Source organism: Saccharothrix sp. NBAS 001, assembly GCF_056640475.1.
In genome coordinates this window covers 5383028-5396643 of record NZ_CM153251.1, presented here as the reverse complement: position 1 = coordinate 5396643, position 13616 = coordinate 5383028, and the positions used below count along the sequence as shown (strand labels likewise).

The following is a 13616-nucleotide window of genomic DNA, read 5'->3' as shown; positions in this document are numbered from 1 at the left end:
CGGTGTCGCACCCGACTTCCGGAAGTGGAGACCATGGCCGGCCCGAAGAGGCTCCTCGGCACCCTGCTCGTCCTCGCCGCCGCCGCGGCGTGCGCGCCGGGCATCGCCGAACCGGCCGCCGCGCCACCGCCGACGACCACGACCACCACCCGGCCGAGCCGGGCCGAGCCGCCCGCGCCGCCGCCGGTCGCCGACCGGGCCCGGCAGAGCGCCGGCGTCGTCGCGGCCGGCGCGGAGGCCCCGTACAACTACGGCCCGGCCGTGCTGGTCGAGGGCGGCCGGATCCGGATGTGGTGGTGCAGCCAGCTCCGGTTCGCCGACCCGCCCGGCGACGACCTGCTCTACGCGGAGGCCGCGAGCCCGTCCGGCCCGTTCGTCGCGCCCGACGGCGGCCCCGGCCTGCCGGTGCTCAGCGGCAGCGTGACCGGCTTCGACGGCAAGCACGTGTGCGACCCGTCGGTGCTCAAGGTCGGCGGCACCTACTACCTGTACTACACCGGCGCGGCCGGCGAGCACGCCCACGGCAACGCGATCGGCGTCGCCACCAGCCCGGACGGCGTGCGCTGGACCCGCGACGCGGGCGGCCAGCCCATCGTCAGCCCGTCCTACGACACCACCCGGGACAACACCTACGGCGCGGGCCAGCCGTCCGTGCTGTTCGTGGACGGCTGGTTCTACCTGCTGTTCACCGACACCACCGGCCGCGCGGCGGGCTGGAACGGCGCGGGCCAGTTCGTGCTGCGCGCCCGCAACCCCACGTTCCTCAACCACGTGGAAGCGCTCGGCGAGCGCGGGTTCGAGCCGGTCGCGGACACCCGCAAGCCGCGCACCCGGTCGGTGGTGGACGCGTTCAGCGCGGACTGGATGTACGTGGACGCGCTGAAGGCGTTCGCCATCGCCCACGAGACCGAGCAGGGCACCACCATCACGTTCTGGAACCACGACTTCACCGGCAACCCGGTCCCGCCGGTCACCATCCCGGGCCGCTGGCGCGAGGGCCCCGGCCTGGTCCGCACCCCGGACGGGCACGCCCCGCTCGCGCCCGAGGACCCGTGCGGCCGGATCCCGCTGGACGTGGTGCGCGCCACCGTCGACGGGGCCGCCGCCGCGCCCACCGACCTGGGGCACTTCGGCCTGGACCTGGCCAACGCCCCCGGCTGCAAGTCCGCCGACACCGCCCGCGTGCTCGACGGGTTCGCCGTTCCGTCGCCGGAGAACACGGTGGACCTGGTGGTCGGCGGCAAGGTCGTCCGGGTCGAGCGCCGCTCGGTCACCGACCGGCTGGCCACCCGCGTCCTGGACCGCCGCCCGCCGATCGTCGACCGGCTCCCGGTGGCGGCCCGGATCCCGGCCGGCGCCAAGGCGGTGCGCGCCCCGGACGGGCGGCTCGCGCTGCTGCTGGAGAACAAGCTGTGGCTGGTCGCGGCGGAGGAGGTGGCGACGCTCAACTCGTCGCCGATCACCGCCGTCACCCAGCCGACCTGGGACGGCTACGAGCAGGCCGGCGACCTGCGCCGCTGACCGGTTCGCCGACCCGGTCCGCCGACCGGGCCGGGTCAGCGGGTGGTGCCGTCGGGCTGGGGCAGGACGTTGCCCAGGCCCATCCCGAGCGCGGCGGTGGCCAGCACCAGCAGGGCGGTGAACGCCGCGCCGCCGGTCAGCGCCGCGCCGAGCGCCTCCACCCCGGTCCGGTCGACCAGCGCGGCCTTGCCCAGCACGCCGACCAGCCCGGCCACCGGGCCCGCGACCAGCGCGGCGAAGAACCACACCATCCCGCGCCCGTCGAGCTGCCGCCACGCGTCCAGCGCGCCCCACAGCAGGCCGACGACCACGACCAGGCCCAGCGCGATGTAGCGGATCGGCGAGCCCGCGCCGGGGCTGTTCGCCGCCACCGCGTCCGTGCCGACCTGCACCCCGCCGTGCAGCAGTCCCATCCACAGCCCCCGGGGCAGCCACCTGCGCATGGGAGCCACCCTAGGCCCGCTGTGCGGCCCCCGGTAAGCCTCTAGGCTGCGGGTATGTCCCACTCGACTCGCCGCGCCACCCTGCGCGCCACGCTCCGGGACCGGGAGCTGGACGCGCTGCTGGTGACCAACCTGCTCAACATCCGCTACCTGACCGGGTTCACCGGGTCCAACGCCGCGCTGCTGGTGTCCGCCGAGTCCGACGAGGCCACCGTGTTCTGCACCGACGGCCGGTACCTGACCCAGTCCGCCGAGGAGGTGCCGGACCTGGAGCGGGTCGTCGACCGGCCGTGCGACGTGGCGCTGGTCCAACGGGCGGGCAAGGCGGGGCTGCGCCGCGCGGGCTACGAGAGCCGGCACGTGACGGTCGAGGCGCTGGACCTGCTGACCGACGCCGCCGGCCAGGTCGAGCTGGTCCGCGCGCCCGACCTGGTCGAACAGCTGCGGCTGGTCAAGGACGACGCGGAGGTCGAGGCGCTGCGGATGGCGTGCGCGGCGGCCGACCGGGCGCTGGCCGGGCTGATCGAGCACGGCGGCCTGCGGCCGGGGCGCACCGAGCGGGAGATCGCCCGCGAGCTGGAGAGCCGGATGCTCGACCACGGCGCGGCCGGCCCCAGCTTCGAGAGCATCGTCGCGACCGGCGCGAATTCCGCCGTGCCGCACCACCGCCCCACCGACGCCGTGGTGCACGCGGGCGACTTCGTGAAGCTGGACTTCGGCGCGCTGGTCGACGGCTACCACTCGGACATGACCCGCACGCTGGTCGTCGGCCAGGCCGCGGACTGGCAGCGCGAGCTGTACGAGCTGGTCGCGGCCTCCCAGGCGGCGGGCCGGCAGGCGCTCGCGCCGGGCACCGCGTTCGGCGCGGTGGACGCGGCGGCGCGCGGCGTGATCGAGCAGGCGGGTCGCGGCGAGCAGTTCCTGCACGGCCTCGGGCACGGGGTCGGACTCCAGATCCACGAGGCTCCGACGTTGTCCAAGGCGGGGGCCGGTACACTTCTGCCCGGTATGGCGGTCACCGTCGAGCCCGGTGTGTACCTGGCCGGTCGGGGTGGTGTCCGCATCGAGGACACGCTGGTGGTGCGCCAAGGCGCTCCGGAGCTCCTCACCCTGACCACGAAAGAGCTAGTGGTCGTCTGACGCCCGCAACCCGGATAACAGGAGAGCCCACCCCGTGGCCACCACCAACGACCTGAAGAACGGCCTGGTGCTGAACCTCGACGGCCAGCTGTGGACCGTCACCGCGTTCCAGCACGTCAAGCCGGGCAAAGGTGGCGCATTCGTGCGCACCACGTTGAAGCACGTCCTGTCCGGCAAGGTCGTGGACAAGACCTTCAACGCGGGTACCAAGGTCGACACGGCCACCGTGGACAAGCGCGGCATGACCTACCTGTACAAGGACGGCACCGACTTCGTCTTCATGGACGGTGACACGTTCGAGCAGCTCAACGTGCCCGCCGAGACGGTGTCGGACGCGGCGAACTACATGCTGGAGAACCAGGAGGCGGTCGTCGCGGTGCACGAGGGCGTCGCGCTCTACGTGGAGCTGCCGACGAGCGTCGAGCTGGTCATCCAGCACACCGACCCGGGCCTCCAGGGCGACCGCAGCACCGGCGGCACCAAGCCCGCCACGCTGGAGACGGGCGCGGAGATCCAGGTCCCGCTGTTCGTCTCGACCGGCGAGAAGATCAAGGTCGACACCCGCGACGGCCGGTACCTCGGCCGAGTCAACGGCTGACATGGGCGCACGCAGCAAGGCCCGGAAACGGGCGGTGGACGTCCTCTACGAGGCCGATCTGCGCGGTGTGGACGCGGTCACCCTGCTCGCGGAGCGGGTGGGCTCGCCGGACGTGCCGCCGATCAACGACTACACGATCAGCCTGGTGGAGGGCGTCACCGGGCACCGCGCCCGGATCGACGACCTGATCTCGGAGCACGCCGAGGGCTGGACGCTCCAGCGGATGCCGGGCGTGGACCGCGCGGTGCTGCGGATGGGCCTCTACGAGCTGCTGTGGGCGGCCGACGTCCCGGACGCGGTCGCCATCGACGAGGCCGTGGAGCTGGCCAAGCAGCTCTCCACGGACGATTCGCCGCGCTTCGTCAACGGCGTGCTGGGCCGGATCGCGGTCATCGCGGACCAGCTGCGCGCCGTCCTCTAGAGCTGTTCGCCCGGAAGGCCCCCGCGTGGTCGGCGCGGGGGCCTTTCCGCACGTCCGGAGGGCCTTCCGCGCGGGTCCCGACCCGACCGGGACCACGTGGAAGAGGGGCCGCCCCGGTGTGCCGTGCGGCCCTCCCTCGTCGTGCTCAGTCCTCCTTGGCCGGTCGGGCCTCGGGAGGCAGCACACCCCAGTCGATGAGCTGTTCGGTCAGCTCGCCCGGCGTCATGTCGTAGATGATCGCCAGGGAGCGCAGGTCCTCGGTCCGGATGGACAGGACCTTGCCGTTGTAGTCACCGCGCTGGCTCTGGATGGTGGCCGCGTACCGCGCGAGCGGCCCGACCTTCTCCGCCGGCAGCTGTTGCAGCCGTTCCAGGTTGATGACGATCTTCGTCGCGGGCTCGGCCCCGGACGGCACGCGGCCCTCCGGCAGCAGTTCCGCGACCGGCACACCGTAGAAGTCGGCCAGCTCGGCGAGCTTCTGCACGGTCACGGCTCGGTCGCCGCGCTCGTACGAGCCGACGACCACGGCCTTCCAGCGACCGCCGGACTTCTGCTCGACGCCGTGCAAAGACAAGCCCTGCTGCTGGCGGATCGCGCGGAGCTTTGCCCCCAGCGCCTTGGCGTAGTCGCCCATGTGGCGGTTCTCCGTTCATTCGCCCCGTCAGCCGGTAGGGGACTGCCGCGGGGAGGCTTAGATCAATACGCAGAGTAATGATTGCTCTCCGTGGTCACCAGGTCAAGCCGATCTCGCCGGCCCAGGTGGGGCAGACCACGCGGACCACCCGGAAGATTGACCCGGAAAGCCTGATACCGTGCTGGTCAGCCCGGTCGAAGCCGGGTGTCCGACGTCCTTTAAGGACCCGTCCAGCGAGGCGGGGAAGGAGGTCCAACCGTGGCGCCACGTCAACGTGGCGCGACGGATCCGGCCGGGGAGCGAGAACTCCTGTCGGCCGGTGACGTCGCGCGCACCGTCGCCCGAATGGCCCATCAGATCATCGAGAAGACGGCTCTCGATGCACCCAGCGCACCCGCGGTAGTCCTGATGGGGATTCCAAGCCGGGGTGCGCCCCTCTCCCGCAGGCTCGCGGTCAAGATCCGGGAATTCAGCGGTGTGGCGGTACCCACAGGCACCCTGGACGTGACCCTCTACCGGGACGACCTGCGGCGCGGCCCGACCCGCCCACTTGAGACGACCAGGCTCCCGGATGGCGGTATCGACGACCGGCTGGTCGTCCTGGTCGACGACGTCCTGTTCTCCGGCCGCACGATCCGGGCCGCCCTGGACGCGCTGCGCGACCACGGCCGCCCGCGCGCCGTGCAGCTCGCGGTGCTGGTCGACCGGGGCCACCGCGAACTGCCCATCCGCGCGGACTACGTCGGCAAGAACGTCCCCACCGCCCGATCCGAGGAGGTCCACGTGCTGCTGGAGGAGTTCGACCAGCGCGACGGGGTGGTGCTGCGGTGAAGCACCTGCTGTCCACCGAGGGCATCGACCCGGCGGACGCCACCGCGATCCTGGACACCGCGGCGGGCCTCAAGCAGTCCCTGGAAGGCCGTGAGGTGCGCAAACTGCCCACCCTGCGGGGCCGCACGGTGATCACGATGTTCTACGAGAACTCCACCCGGACCCGGGTCAGCTTCGAGATCGCGGGCAAGTGGATGAGCGCGGACGTGGTGAACGTCTCGTCGTCCGGCTCCAGCGTGGGCAAGGGCGAGTCGCTGCGCGACACCGCGCTCACCCTGGCCGCCGCCGGCGCGGACTGCGTGGTCGTCCGGCACCCGGCCTCCGGCGCGGCCCACCGGCTGGCGGGCTGGCTCAAGCACACCGGCACGTCCGTGGTGAACGCCGGCGACGGCATGCACGAGCACCCCACCCAGGCGCTGCTGGACGCGGCCACCCTGCGGGAGCGGCTCGGCGACCTGCGGGACCGCCGGATCGCGATCGTCGGCGACGTGCTGCACAGCCGGGTGGCCCGCTCGAACGTGCACCTGCTGACCGCGCTCGGCGCGCAGGTCACCCTGGTGGCCCCGCCGACGCTGCTGCCCACCGGCGTGGCGAACTGGCCGGTCACCGTCTCGCACGAGCTGGACGCCGAGCTGCCCAGCCAGGACGCGGTGATGCTGCTGCGCGTGCAGGCGGAACGGATGTACAGCGGGCCCGCCGGCGCCGGAGGCAACGGGCACTTCTTCCCGTCGGCGCGCGAGTACTCGATCGCCTACGGGCTCAACGAACGACGACTGGCCCTGCTCCCCGAGCACGCCGTGGTGCTGCACCCCGGTCCGATGCTGCGCGGCATGGAGATCGCGAGCGCGGTCGCCGACTCGCCGCGCGCCGCCATCACCGACCAGGTGCGCAACGGCGTGCACGTGCGCATGGCCGTCCTCTACCACCTGCTTGCCCACGAGGAGGAGAACGCGTGAACCCCTTGATCCTCAGGGGAGTGCGGCCCTACGGCGAAGGCGACCCGGTCGACGTGCTGGTCCGCGACGGCGTGATCGCCGCCGTCGGCGCGGTCGCCGACGAACCCGGCGCGGAGGTCCTGGACGGCGGCGGCGCGGTGCTGCTGCCCGGCTTCGTGGACCTGCACACCCACCTGCGCGAACCGGGCCGCGAGGACACCGAGACCATCGAGACCGGCTCCGCCGCCGCGGCGCTCGGCGGCTACACCGCGGTCTTCGCCATGGCCAACACCGACCCGGTGGCGGACAACGCCGTGGTGGTCGAGCACGTGGCCCGGCGCGGTCGCGAGGTCGGCCTGGTCGACGTGCACCCGGTGGGCGCGGTCACCGTCGGCCTCAAGGGCGAGAAGCTGGCGGAGCTGGGCACCATGGCCAAGGCCGGCGTCCGGGTGTTCTCCGACGACGGCCACTGCGTGCACGACCCGCTGATCATGCGCCGCGCCCTGGAGTACTCCAAGGCGCTGGACGTGGTGGTCGCGCAGCACGCCGAGGAGCCCCGGCTGACCGCCGGCGCGCAGGCCCACGAGGGCGAGCACGCCGCGCGGCTGGGTCTGCAGGGCTGGCCCGCCGCCGCCGAGGAGGCCGTCGTGGCCCGGGACTGCCTGCTCGCCAAGCAGGTGGACGCCCGGCTGCACGTCTGCCACGTCTCCACCGCCGGCACCGCCGACGTGCTGGCCTGGGCCAAGGCCCGGGGCACCGACGTCACCGCCGAGGTCACGCCGCACCACCTGCTGCTGACCGACGACCGGCTGGAGACCTACGACCCGGTCAACAAGGTCAACCCGCCGCTGCGCACCGCCGCCGACGTCGAGCAGCTGCGGCAGGCCCTCGCCGCCGGCGTGATCGACTGCGTCGCGACCGACCACGCCCCGCACGCCGTGCAGGACAAGGACTGCGAGTGGGCCGCCGCCCGGCCCGGCATGCTCGGTCTCCAGACCGCGCTGTCGGTCGTCGTCGCGACGATGGTCCAGACCGGCCTGCTCGACTGGCGCGGCGTCGCGCGGGTGATGAGCGAACGCCCGGCCGAGATCGCGGGCCTGCCCGACCACGGCCGCCCGGTCGAGGTGGGCGAGCCCGCCAACCTCGTGCTGGTCGACCCGGACGCCACCTGGACCGTGCGCGGCGCGGACTTCGCCAGCATCGCGGCCAACACCCCGTTCGAGGGCATGGAACTGCCCGGCCGGGTCGTCGCCACGCTGCTGCGCGGGCGCGTGACCGCCACCAGCGGAAGGATTCCTGCATGACCCGCGTGCTGCTGTCCCTGGCGGTGCTCGCCATCTTCGCCCTGGCCGTCTACGGCATGTGGCACGGGTGGCGCGCCCGCGCCAAGCGGCAGGCCGAGGTGCTGCCGGAGTTCCCCCAGCCGCCCGCCGAGACCGGCGCGGCCAAGCTGGAGACCACCGGCGTCTACGTCGGCACCACGATCGGCGACAACTGGCAGGACCGGGTCGCGGTCGGCGACATCGGCCACCGCGCCGAGGCCGTGCTCAAGCTGACCGACACCGGCGTGCTGGTGGAGCGGACCGGCGCGAGCGCCATGTGGATCCCGCTGGGCGACGTGCTCGACGCCCGCACCGCGCGCGGCCTCGCGGGCAAGGTGATGACCGCCGACGGACTGCTGGTGGTGCGCTGGCAGCTCGAAGGCCAGACCTTCGACACCGGCTTCCGGGGCGACGACAAGGACGTGTACGAGCAGTGGGTGCAGGCGCTGGGAGGCCGTGCGTGAACAACTCCGCGAACAACAACTCCGCGACGACCGGCGCGGCCCTGGTGCTGGAGGACGGCCGGGTCTTCCGCGGCGAGTCCTACGGCGCGGTCGGCGCGAGCCTCGGCGAGGTGGTGTTCTCCACCGGCATGACCGGCTACCAGGAGACCCTCACCGACCCGTCCTACCACCGCCAGATCGTGGTGCAGACCGCGCCGCAGATCGGCAACACCGGCTGGAACGACGAGGACGACGAGTCGTCCCGGATCTGGGTCTCCGGCTACGTCGTGCGCGACCCGGCGCGGGTGCCGTCCAACTGGCGCGCCACCCGGGGCCTGGACGACGAGCTGGTCCGCCAGGGCGTGGTCGGCATCGCGGGCGTCGACACCCGGATGCTCACCCGCCACCTGCGCGAGCGCGGCGCGATGCGCGCCGGCGTGTTCTCCGGCGACGACCTGGGCAGCCCCGAGGAGATGCTGGCACGGGTGCGCACCGCGCCCGGCATGGTCGGCGCCGACCTGGCCGGCGACGTGACCACGGCCGAGAAGTACGTGGTGGACGCGATCGGCGAGCGCCGGTTCCGGGTCGCCGCGCTGGACCTGGGCATCAAGTCCAACACGCCGCGGATGTTGGCCGCGCGCGGCATCGAGGTGCACGTCCTGCCGCTGCACTCGACCTTCGCCGACGTCGAGGCGGTCGCGCCGGACGGGGTGTTCCTGTCCAACGGCCCCGGCGACCCGGCCACCCAGGCGCACGCCGTCGGGCTGACCCGCGAGGTGCTGGAGAAGAAGATCCCGCTGTTCGGCATCTGCTTCGGCAACCAGATCCTGGGCCGCGCGCTGGGCCGCGAGACCTACAAGATGCGCTACGGCCACCGCGGCATCAACATCCCGGTCATCGACGTCGCGACCGGGAAGGTGGCCATCACCGCGCAGAACCACGGCTTCGCGCTGGAGGGCGAGCCGGGGCAGGAGTTCGGCTCCGACTTCGGCCGCGTGCAGCTGAGCCACTACTGCCCGAACGACGGCACCGTGGAGGGCGTGCGCGCCCTGGACGTGCCCGCGTTCAGCGTGCAGTACCACCCGGAAGCGGCGGCGGGCCCGCACGACGCCGCCCCGCTGTTCGACGACTTTGTGACGATGATGGGCGAGGGTCGCTGATGCCGAAGAGGACTGATCTCAAGCACGTTCTGGTGATCGGCTCGGGTCCGATCGTCATCGGCCAGGCGTGCGAGTTCGACTACTCGGGCACCCAGGCGTGCCGCGTGCTGCGCGACGAGGGCCTGCGGGTCAGCCTGGTCAACTCCAACCCGGCCACGATCATGACCGACCCGGAGTTCGCCGACGCCACCTACGTCGAGCCGATCACGCCGGAGTTCGTGGAGAAGGTGATCGCCGCCGAGCGCCCGGACGCGATCCTGGCCACCCTGGGCGGGCAGACCGCGCTGAACACGGCCATCGCGCTGCACGAGCGCGGGGTGCTGGAGAAGTACGACGTCGAGCTGATCGGCGCGGACATCGACGCCATCCAGCGCGGCGAGGACCGGCAGATCTTCAAGGACCTGGTGCGCAAGCTCGGCGCCGAGGTCCCGCGCAGCGCCGTGTGCCGCACCATGGACGACGTCCGCGCCACGGTCGCCGAGCTGGGCCTGCCGGTGGTGATCCGGCCGTCGTTCACCATGGGCGGCCTGGGTTCGGGCATGGCGCACACCCCCGAGGAGCTGGAGCGGCTGGCCGCCTCCGGGCTCGCCGAGTCCCCGGTCACCGAGGTGCTGGTCGAGGAGAGCGTGCTCGGCTGGAAGGAGTACGAGCTGGAGCTGATGCGCGACCGCAACGACAACGTGGTCGTGGTGTGCTCCATCGAGAACATCGACCCGATGGGCGTGCACACCGGAGACTCGGTGACCGTCGCGCCCGCGATGACGCTGACCGACCGCGAGTACCAGCACATGCGCGACGTCGGCATCGCGGTCATCCGCGAGGTCGGCGTGGACACCGGCGGGTGCAACATCCAGTTCGCGATCAACCCGGAAACCGGGCGGATGGTCGTGATCGAAATGAACCCGCGCGTTTCCCGCTCCTCGGCGCTGGCGTCGAAAGCGACCGGCTTCCCGATCGCCAAGATCGCCGCGAAACTCGCCATCGGCTACACCCTGGACGAAATCCGCAACGACATCACCGGGGAGACCCCGGCCAGTTTCGAGCCGGCGCTGGACTACGTCGTGGTGAAGGTGCCGAGGTTCGCCTTCGAGAAGTTCCCCGGCGCGGACCGGACGCTCACCACGACGATGAAGTCGGTCGGCGAGGCGATGTCCATCGGCCGCAGTTTCGCCGAGGCGCTCGGCAAGGCGTTGCGCTCCATGGAGACCAAGGCCGCGGGCTTCCGGACCACCCCGGACCCGGCGGACGCGACGCTGGAGTCCACTCTGGACGAACTGCGCGCCGGGCACGACGGGCGCCTGTACACCGTGGACCGGGCGCTGCGCCTGGGCGCGACCGTCGAGCAGGTGCACGAGGCGTCGGGCATCGACCCGTGGTTCGTCGAGCAGATCGCCTGGCTGGTCGAGCTGGGCCGGGAGATCGAGGACGCCCCGGTGCTGGACGAGCGCCTGCTGCGCAAGGCCAAGCGGGCGGGCCTGTCCGACCGGCAGGTCGCCGCGCTGCGCCCCGAACTCGCCGGCGAGGACGGCGTGCGCGCGCTGCGGCACCGGCTGGGCGTGCGCCCGGTGTTCAAGACCGTCGACACCTGCGCCGCCGAGTTCGCCGCCAAGACCCCGTACCACTACTCGGCCTACGAACTCGACCCCGAGGCGGAGACCGAGGTCGCCGAGCAGCGCGACAAGCCCAAGGTGCTGATCCTGGGCTCCGGGCCGAACCGGATCGGCCAGGGCATCGAGTTCGACTACTCGTGCGTGCACGCGGCCATGGCGCTGCGCGCCGCCGGGTACGAGACGGTGATGGTCAACTGCAACCCGGAGACCGTGTCCACCGACTACGACACCTCCGACCGCCTGTACTTCGAGCCGCTGACGTTCGAGGACGTGCTGGAGGTGTTCCACTCCGAGCAGCGCTCGGGCACCGTGGAGGGCGTGATCGTGCAGCTGGGCGGGCAGACCCCGCTGGGCCTCGCGCAGCGCCTCGCCGACGCGGGCGTCCCGGTCGTGGGCACCCCGCCGCACGCCATCCACCTCGCCGAGGACCGGGGCGCGTTCGGCCAGGTGCTCACCGACGCGGGCCTGCCCGCGCCCAAGTACGGCACCGCCACGTCGTTCGCGCAGGCCAAGGCGATCGCCGACGAGATCGGCTACCCGGTGCTGGTGCGGCCGTCCTACGTGCTGGGCGGGCGCGGCATGGAGATCGTCTACGACGAGGACACGCTGGCCGGCTACATCGCCCGCGCCACCGAGGTCAGCCCGGAGCACCCGGTGCTGGTCGACCGGTTCCTCGACGACGCCATCGAGATCGACGTGGACGCCCTGTTCGACGGCGAGGAGATCTTCATCGGCGGCGTGATGGAGCACATCGAGGAGGCCGGCGTGCACTCCGGCGACTCGGCGTGCGCGCTGCCCCCGATCACCCTGGGCGAGACCGACGTGGACAACGTGCGGCGCTCCACCCGGGCCATCGCCGAGGGCATCGGCGTGCGCGGCCTGCTCAACGTCCAGTACGCGCTCAAGGACGACGTGCTGTACGTGCTGGAGGCCAACCCGCGCGCGTCGCGCACGGTGCCGTTCGTGTCCAAGGCGACCGCCGTGCCGCTGGCCAAGGCCGCCGCCCGGATCATGCTCGGCGCGACCGTCGCCGAGCTGCGCGCGGAGGGCATCCTGCCCGCCACGGGCGACGGCGCGAAGCTGCCGCCGCACGCCCCGGTCGCGGTCAAGGAGGCCGTGCTGCCCTTCCACCGGTTCCGCACGCCGGAGGGCAAGGGCGTGGACTCGCTGCTCGGGCCGGAGATGAAGTCCACCGGCGAGGTGATGGGCATCGACGTGTCCTTCGGCATGGCCTTCGCCAAGTCCCAGACCGCCTCCTACGGCTCGCTGCCCACCTCGGGCCGGGTCTTCGTGTCGGTCGCCAACAGGGACAAGCGGGCCATGATCTTCCCGGTCAAGCGGCTCGCCGACCTGGGCTTCGAGGTGCTCGCCACGGCCGGCACGGCCGAGGTGCTGCGCCGCAACGGCATCCCGTGCACGGTCGTGCGCAAGCACTTCGAGGGCGAGCAGAACATCGTCGACGCCATCCTGGACGGGAAGGTCGACATGATCATCAACACGCCGTACGGCAACCACGGACCGCGTGTGGACGGCTACGAGATCCGCACGGCGGCCGTGGCGAAGGACATCCCGTGCGTCACGACCATCCAGGGTGCCGCCGCGGCCGTGCACGGCATCGAGGCCGCCATCCGCGGTGACATCGGCGTACGGCCCCTCCAGGCGCTCCAGGCGGCCCTGCGGGGTGAGTCGTGAGGTTCGGGGAACGGCTGGTCCGGGCCACCGCCGAGCACGGCCCGCTGTGCGTCGGCATCGACCCCCACCCGGGCCTGCTCGACGCCTGGGGCCTGCCGCGCGACGCGTCGGGGCTGGAGCGGTTCGCGCTGACCTGCGTGGAGGCGTTCGGCGGCCACGTGGCCGTGGTGAAGCCGCAGGCGGCCTTCTTCGAGGCGTACGGCTCACGGGGCGTGGCGGTGCTGGAACGGGTCGTGGCGGACCTGCGGGGCACCGGCACGCTGGTCCTGGTGGACGCCAAGCGCGGCGACATCGGGTCCACCATGGCCGCCTACGCCCAGGCGTACCTCGCCGACGGCTCGCCGTTGGCCGGGGACGCCGTCACGCTGTCGCCGTACCTCGGTTTCGGATCGCTGGACCCGGCGCTCGAAGCCGCACACGCGAGTGGGCGCGGCGTATTCGTGCTGGCGTTGACTTCCAATCCCGAGGGTTCCTCGGTGCAGCGCGCGACCGACTCGGAAGGCCGTTGCGTGGCCCAGTCCGTCATCGACGCGGCGGCCCGCCGCAACGCCGGTGCGGACCCCCTGGGGGACGTCGGGCTGGTCGTCGGCGCGACCGTGGCCGAACTCGGGGTGGACCTCGCTGACCTGCACGGACCCGTCCTGGCTCCCGGTTTCGGAGCCCAGGGCGCGACCGTGGCGGACCTGCGCCGGCTGTTCGGCGACGACCTGCGCGGAGTGCTCCCGGCCAGCTCCCGGGACGTGCTCCGCCACGGTCCGGATTCCGCAAGGTTGCGGTCCGCGGCGAGGGCTGTGGGGGACTCCCTGGGGCTGTGATCGCGATCAAATCGCGACACGCTTTGCGTGGTCCGCTCACCTGCGTAAACG

The 13616-nt window shown here is 72.5% G+C and carries 13 protein-coding genes; 11 read left to right on the top strand and 2 right to left on the bottom strand.

Features of this window, described 5'->3' with window-relative positions; all coding sequences use genetic code 11:
* Window positions 1-33 precede the first annotated feature (33 nt).
* Window positions 34-1521 carry a glycoside hydrolase family protein gene (locus AC0HI0_RS22360; RefSeq protein ID WP_480925445.1) on the top strand — a complete coding sequence of 496 codons (1488 nt, stop codon included), beginning with the start codon at window positions 34-36 and terminating at the stop codon, window positions 1519-1521.
* A 35-nt stretch (window positions 1522-1556) separates the two neighbouring features.
* Here AC0HI0_RS22360 and AC0HI0_RS22355 read toward each other — a convergent pair whose 3' ends face one another.
* Window positions 1557-1964, bottom strand: coding sequence for a B-4DMT family transporter (locus AC0HI0_RS22355; protein WP_480925444.1), 408 nt, complete (start codon window positions 1962-1964; stop codon window positions 1557-1559).
* Window positions 1965-2018: 54 nt separating this feature from the next.
* Here AC0HI0_RS22355 and AC0HI0_RS22350 point away from each other — a divergent pair, with 54 nt between their 5' ends.
* Genes AC0HI0_RS22350 through nusB form a run of 3 tightly spaced genes read left to right on the top strand, consistent with a single transcriptional unit; the run spans window position 2019 to window position 4123 of the window.
* Complete coding sequence (locus tag AC0HI0_RS22350; protein WP_480925443.1) at window positions 2019-3104, top strand: M24 family metallopeptidase; 1086 nt, start codon at window positions 2019-2021, stop codon at window positions 3102-3104.
* 34 nt (window positions 3105-3138) lie between these two features.
* Window positions 3139-3702, top strand: a complete 564-nt coding sequence (gene efp / locus AC0HI0_RS22345) for an elongation factor P (protein ID WP_480925442.1) — start codon at window positions 3139-3141, stop codon at window positions 3700-3702.
* Between the two features lies 1 nt (window position 3703).
* The gene (gene nusB / locus AC0HI0_RS22340; RefSeq protein WP_480925441.1) at window positions 3704-4123 is read left to right on the top strand and encodes a transcription antitermination factor NusB; all 420 of its coding nucleotides are present in this window, start codon (window positions 3704-3706) and stop codon (window positions 4121-4123) included.
* Between the two features lie 145 nt (window positions 4124-4268).
* On the opposite strand, the gene bldD is transcribed toward nusB, so the two are convergent.
* The gene (gene bldD / locus AC0HI0_RS22335; protein WP_015103676.1) at window positions 4269-4757 is read right to left on the bottom strand and encodes a transcriptional regulator BldD; all 489 of its coding nucleotides are present in this window, start codon (window positions 4755-4757) and stop codon (window positions 4269-4271) included.
* Window positions 4758-5015: 258 nt separating this feature from the next.
* On the opposite strand from bldD, the gene pyrR reads away from it, so the two are divergent.
* Genes pyrR through pyrF form a run of 7 tightly spaced genes read left to right on the top strand, consistent with a single transcriptional unit; the run spans window position 5016 to window position 13565 of the window.
* Entirely contained in the window at window positions 5016-5588 is a 573-nt protein-coding gene (gene pyrR / locus AC0HI0_RS22330; protein WP_480925440.1) for a bifunctional pyr operon transcriptional regulator/uracil phosphoribosyltransferase PyrR, read from the top strand.
* Complete coding sequence (locus AC0HI0_RS22325) at window positions 5585-6544, top strand: aspartate carbamoyltransferase catalytic subunit (protein WP_480925439.1); 960 nt, start codon at window positions 5585-5587, stop codon at window positions 6542-6544. The genes pyrR and AC0HI0_RS22325 overlap by 4 nt, the downstream gene beginning before the upstream one ends.
* Window positions 6541-7827 carry a dihydroorotase gene (locus AC0HI0_RS22320; protein ID WP_480925438.1) on the top strand — a complete coding sequence of 429 codons (1287 nt, stop codon included), beginning with the start codon at window positions 6541-6543 and terminating at the stop codon, window positions 7825-7827. The genes AC0HI0_RS22325 and AC0HI0_RS22320 overlap by 4 nt, the downstream gene beginning before the upstream one ends.
* Window positions 7824-8309, top strand: coding sequence for a PH-like domain-containing protein (locus tag AC0HI0_RS22315; protein WP_480925437.1), 486 nt, complete (start codon window positions 7824-7826; stop codon window positions 8307-8309). The genes AC0HI0_RS22320 and AC0HI0_RS22315 overlap by 4 nt, the downstream gene beginning before the upstream one ends.
* Window positions 8306-9448: a glutamine-hydrolyzing carbamoyl-phosphate synthase small subunit gene (carA, locus tag AC0HI0_RS22310; protein ID WP_480925436.1), complete on the top strand. Its 1143-nt coding sequence runs from the start codon at window positions 8306-8308 to the stop codon at window positions 9446-9448. The genes AC0HI0_RS22315 and carA overlap by 4 nt, the downstream gene beginning before the upstream one ends.
* Window positions 9448-12750, top strand: a complete 3303-nt coding sequence (gene carB / locus AC0HI0_RS22305) for a carbamoyl-phosphate synthase large subunit (RefSeq protein ID WP_480925435.1) — start codon at window positions 9448-9450, stop codon at window positions 12748-12750. Before carA ends, carB begins: the two co-directional genes overlap by 1 nt.
* The gene (gene pyrF / locus AC0HI0_RS22300; RefSeq protein ID WP_480925434.1) at window positions 12747-13565 is read left to right on the top strand and encodes an orotidine-5'-phosphate decarboxylase; all 819 of its coding nucleotides are present in this window, start codon (window positions 12747-12749) and stop codon (window positions 13563-13565) included. Before carB ends, pyrF begins: the two co-directional genes overlap by 4 nt.
* Window positions 13566-13616: the final 51 nt, after the last annotated feature.

Excerpts from the sequence above, each read along its gene's own strand:
- AC0HI0_RS22355 (WP_480925444.1), bottom strand. The coding sequence starts at position 1,964 with ATGCGCAGGTGGCTGCCCCGGGGGCTGTGGATGGGACTGCTGCACGGC.
- AC0HI0_RS22350 (WP_480925443.1), top strand. The coding sequence starts at position 2,019 with ATGTCCCACTCGACTCGCCGCGCCACCCTGCGCGCCACGCTCCGGGAC.
- carB (WP_480925435.1), top strand. The coding sequence starts at position 9,448 with ATGCCGAAGAGGACTGATCTCAAGCACGTTCTGGTGATCGGCTCGGGT.
- AC0HI0_RS22360 (WP_480925445.1), top strand. The coding sequence starts at position 34 with ATGGCCGGCCCGAAGAGGCTCCTCGGCACCCTGCTCGTCCTCGCCGCC.
- nusB (WP_480925441.1), top strand. The coding sequence starts at position 3,704 with ATGGGCGCACGCAGCAAGGCCCGGAAACGGGCGGTGGACGTCCTCTAC.
- bldD (WP_015103676.1), bottom strand. The coding sequence starts at position 4,757 with ATGGGCGACTACGCCAAGGCGCTGGGGGCAAAGCTCCGCGCGATCCGC.
- AC0HI0_RS22315 (WP_480925437.1), top strand. The coding sequence starts at position 7,824 with ATGACCCGCGTGCTGCTGTCCCTGGCGGTGCTCGCCATCTTCGCCCTG.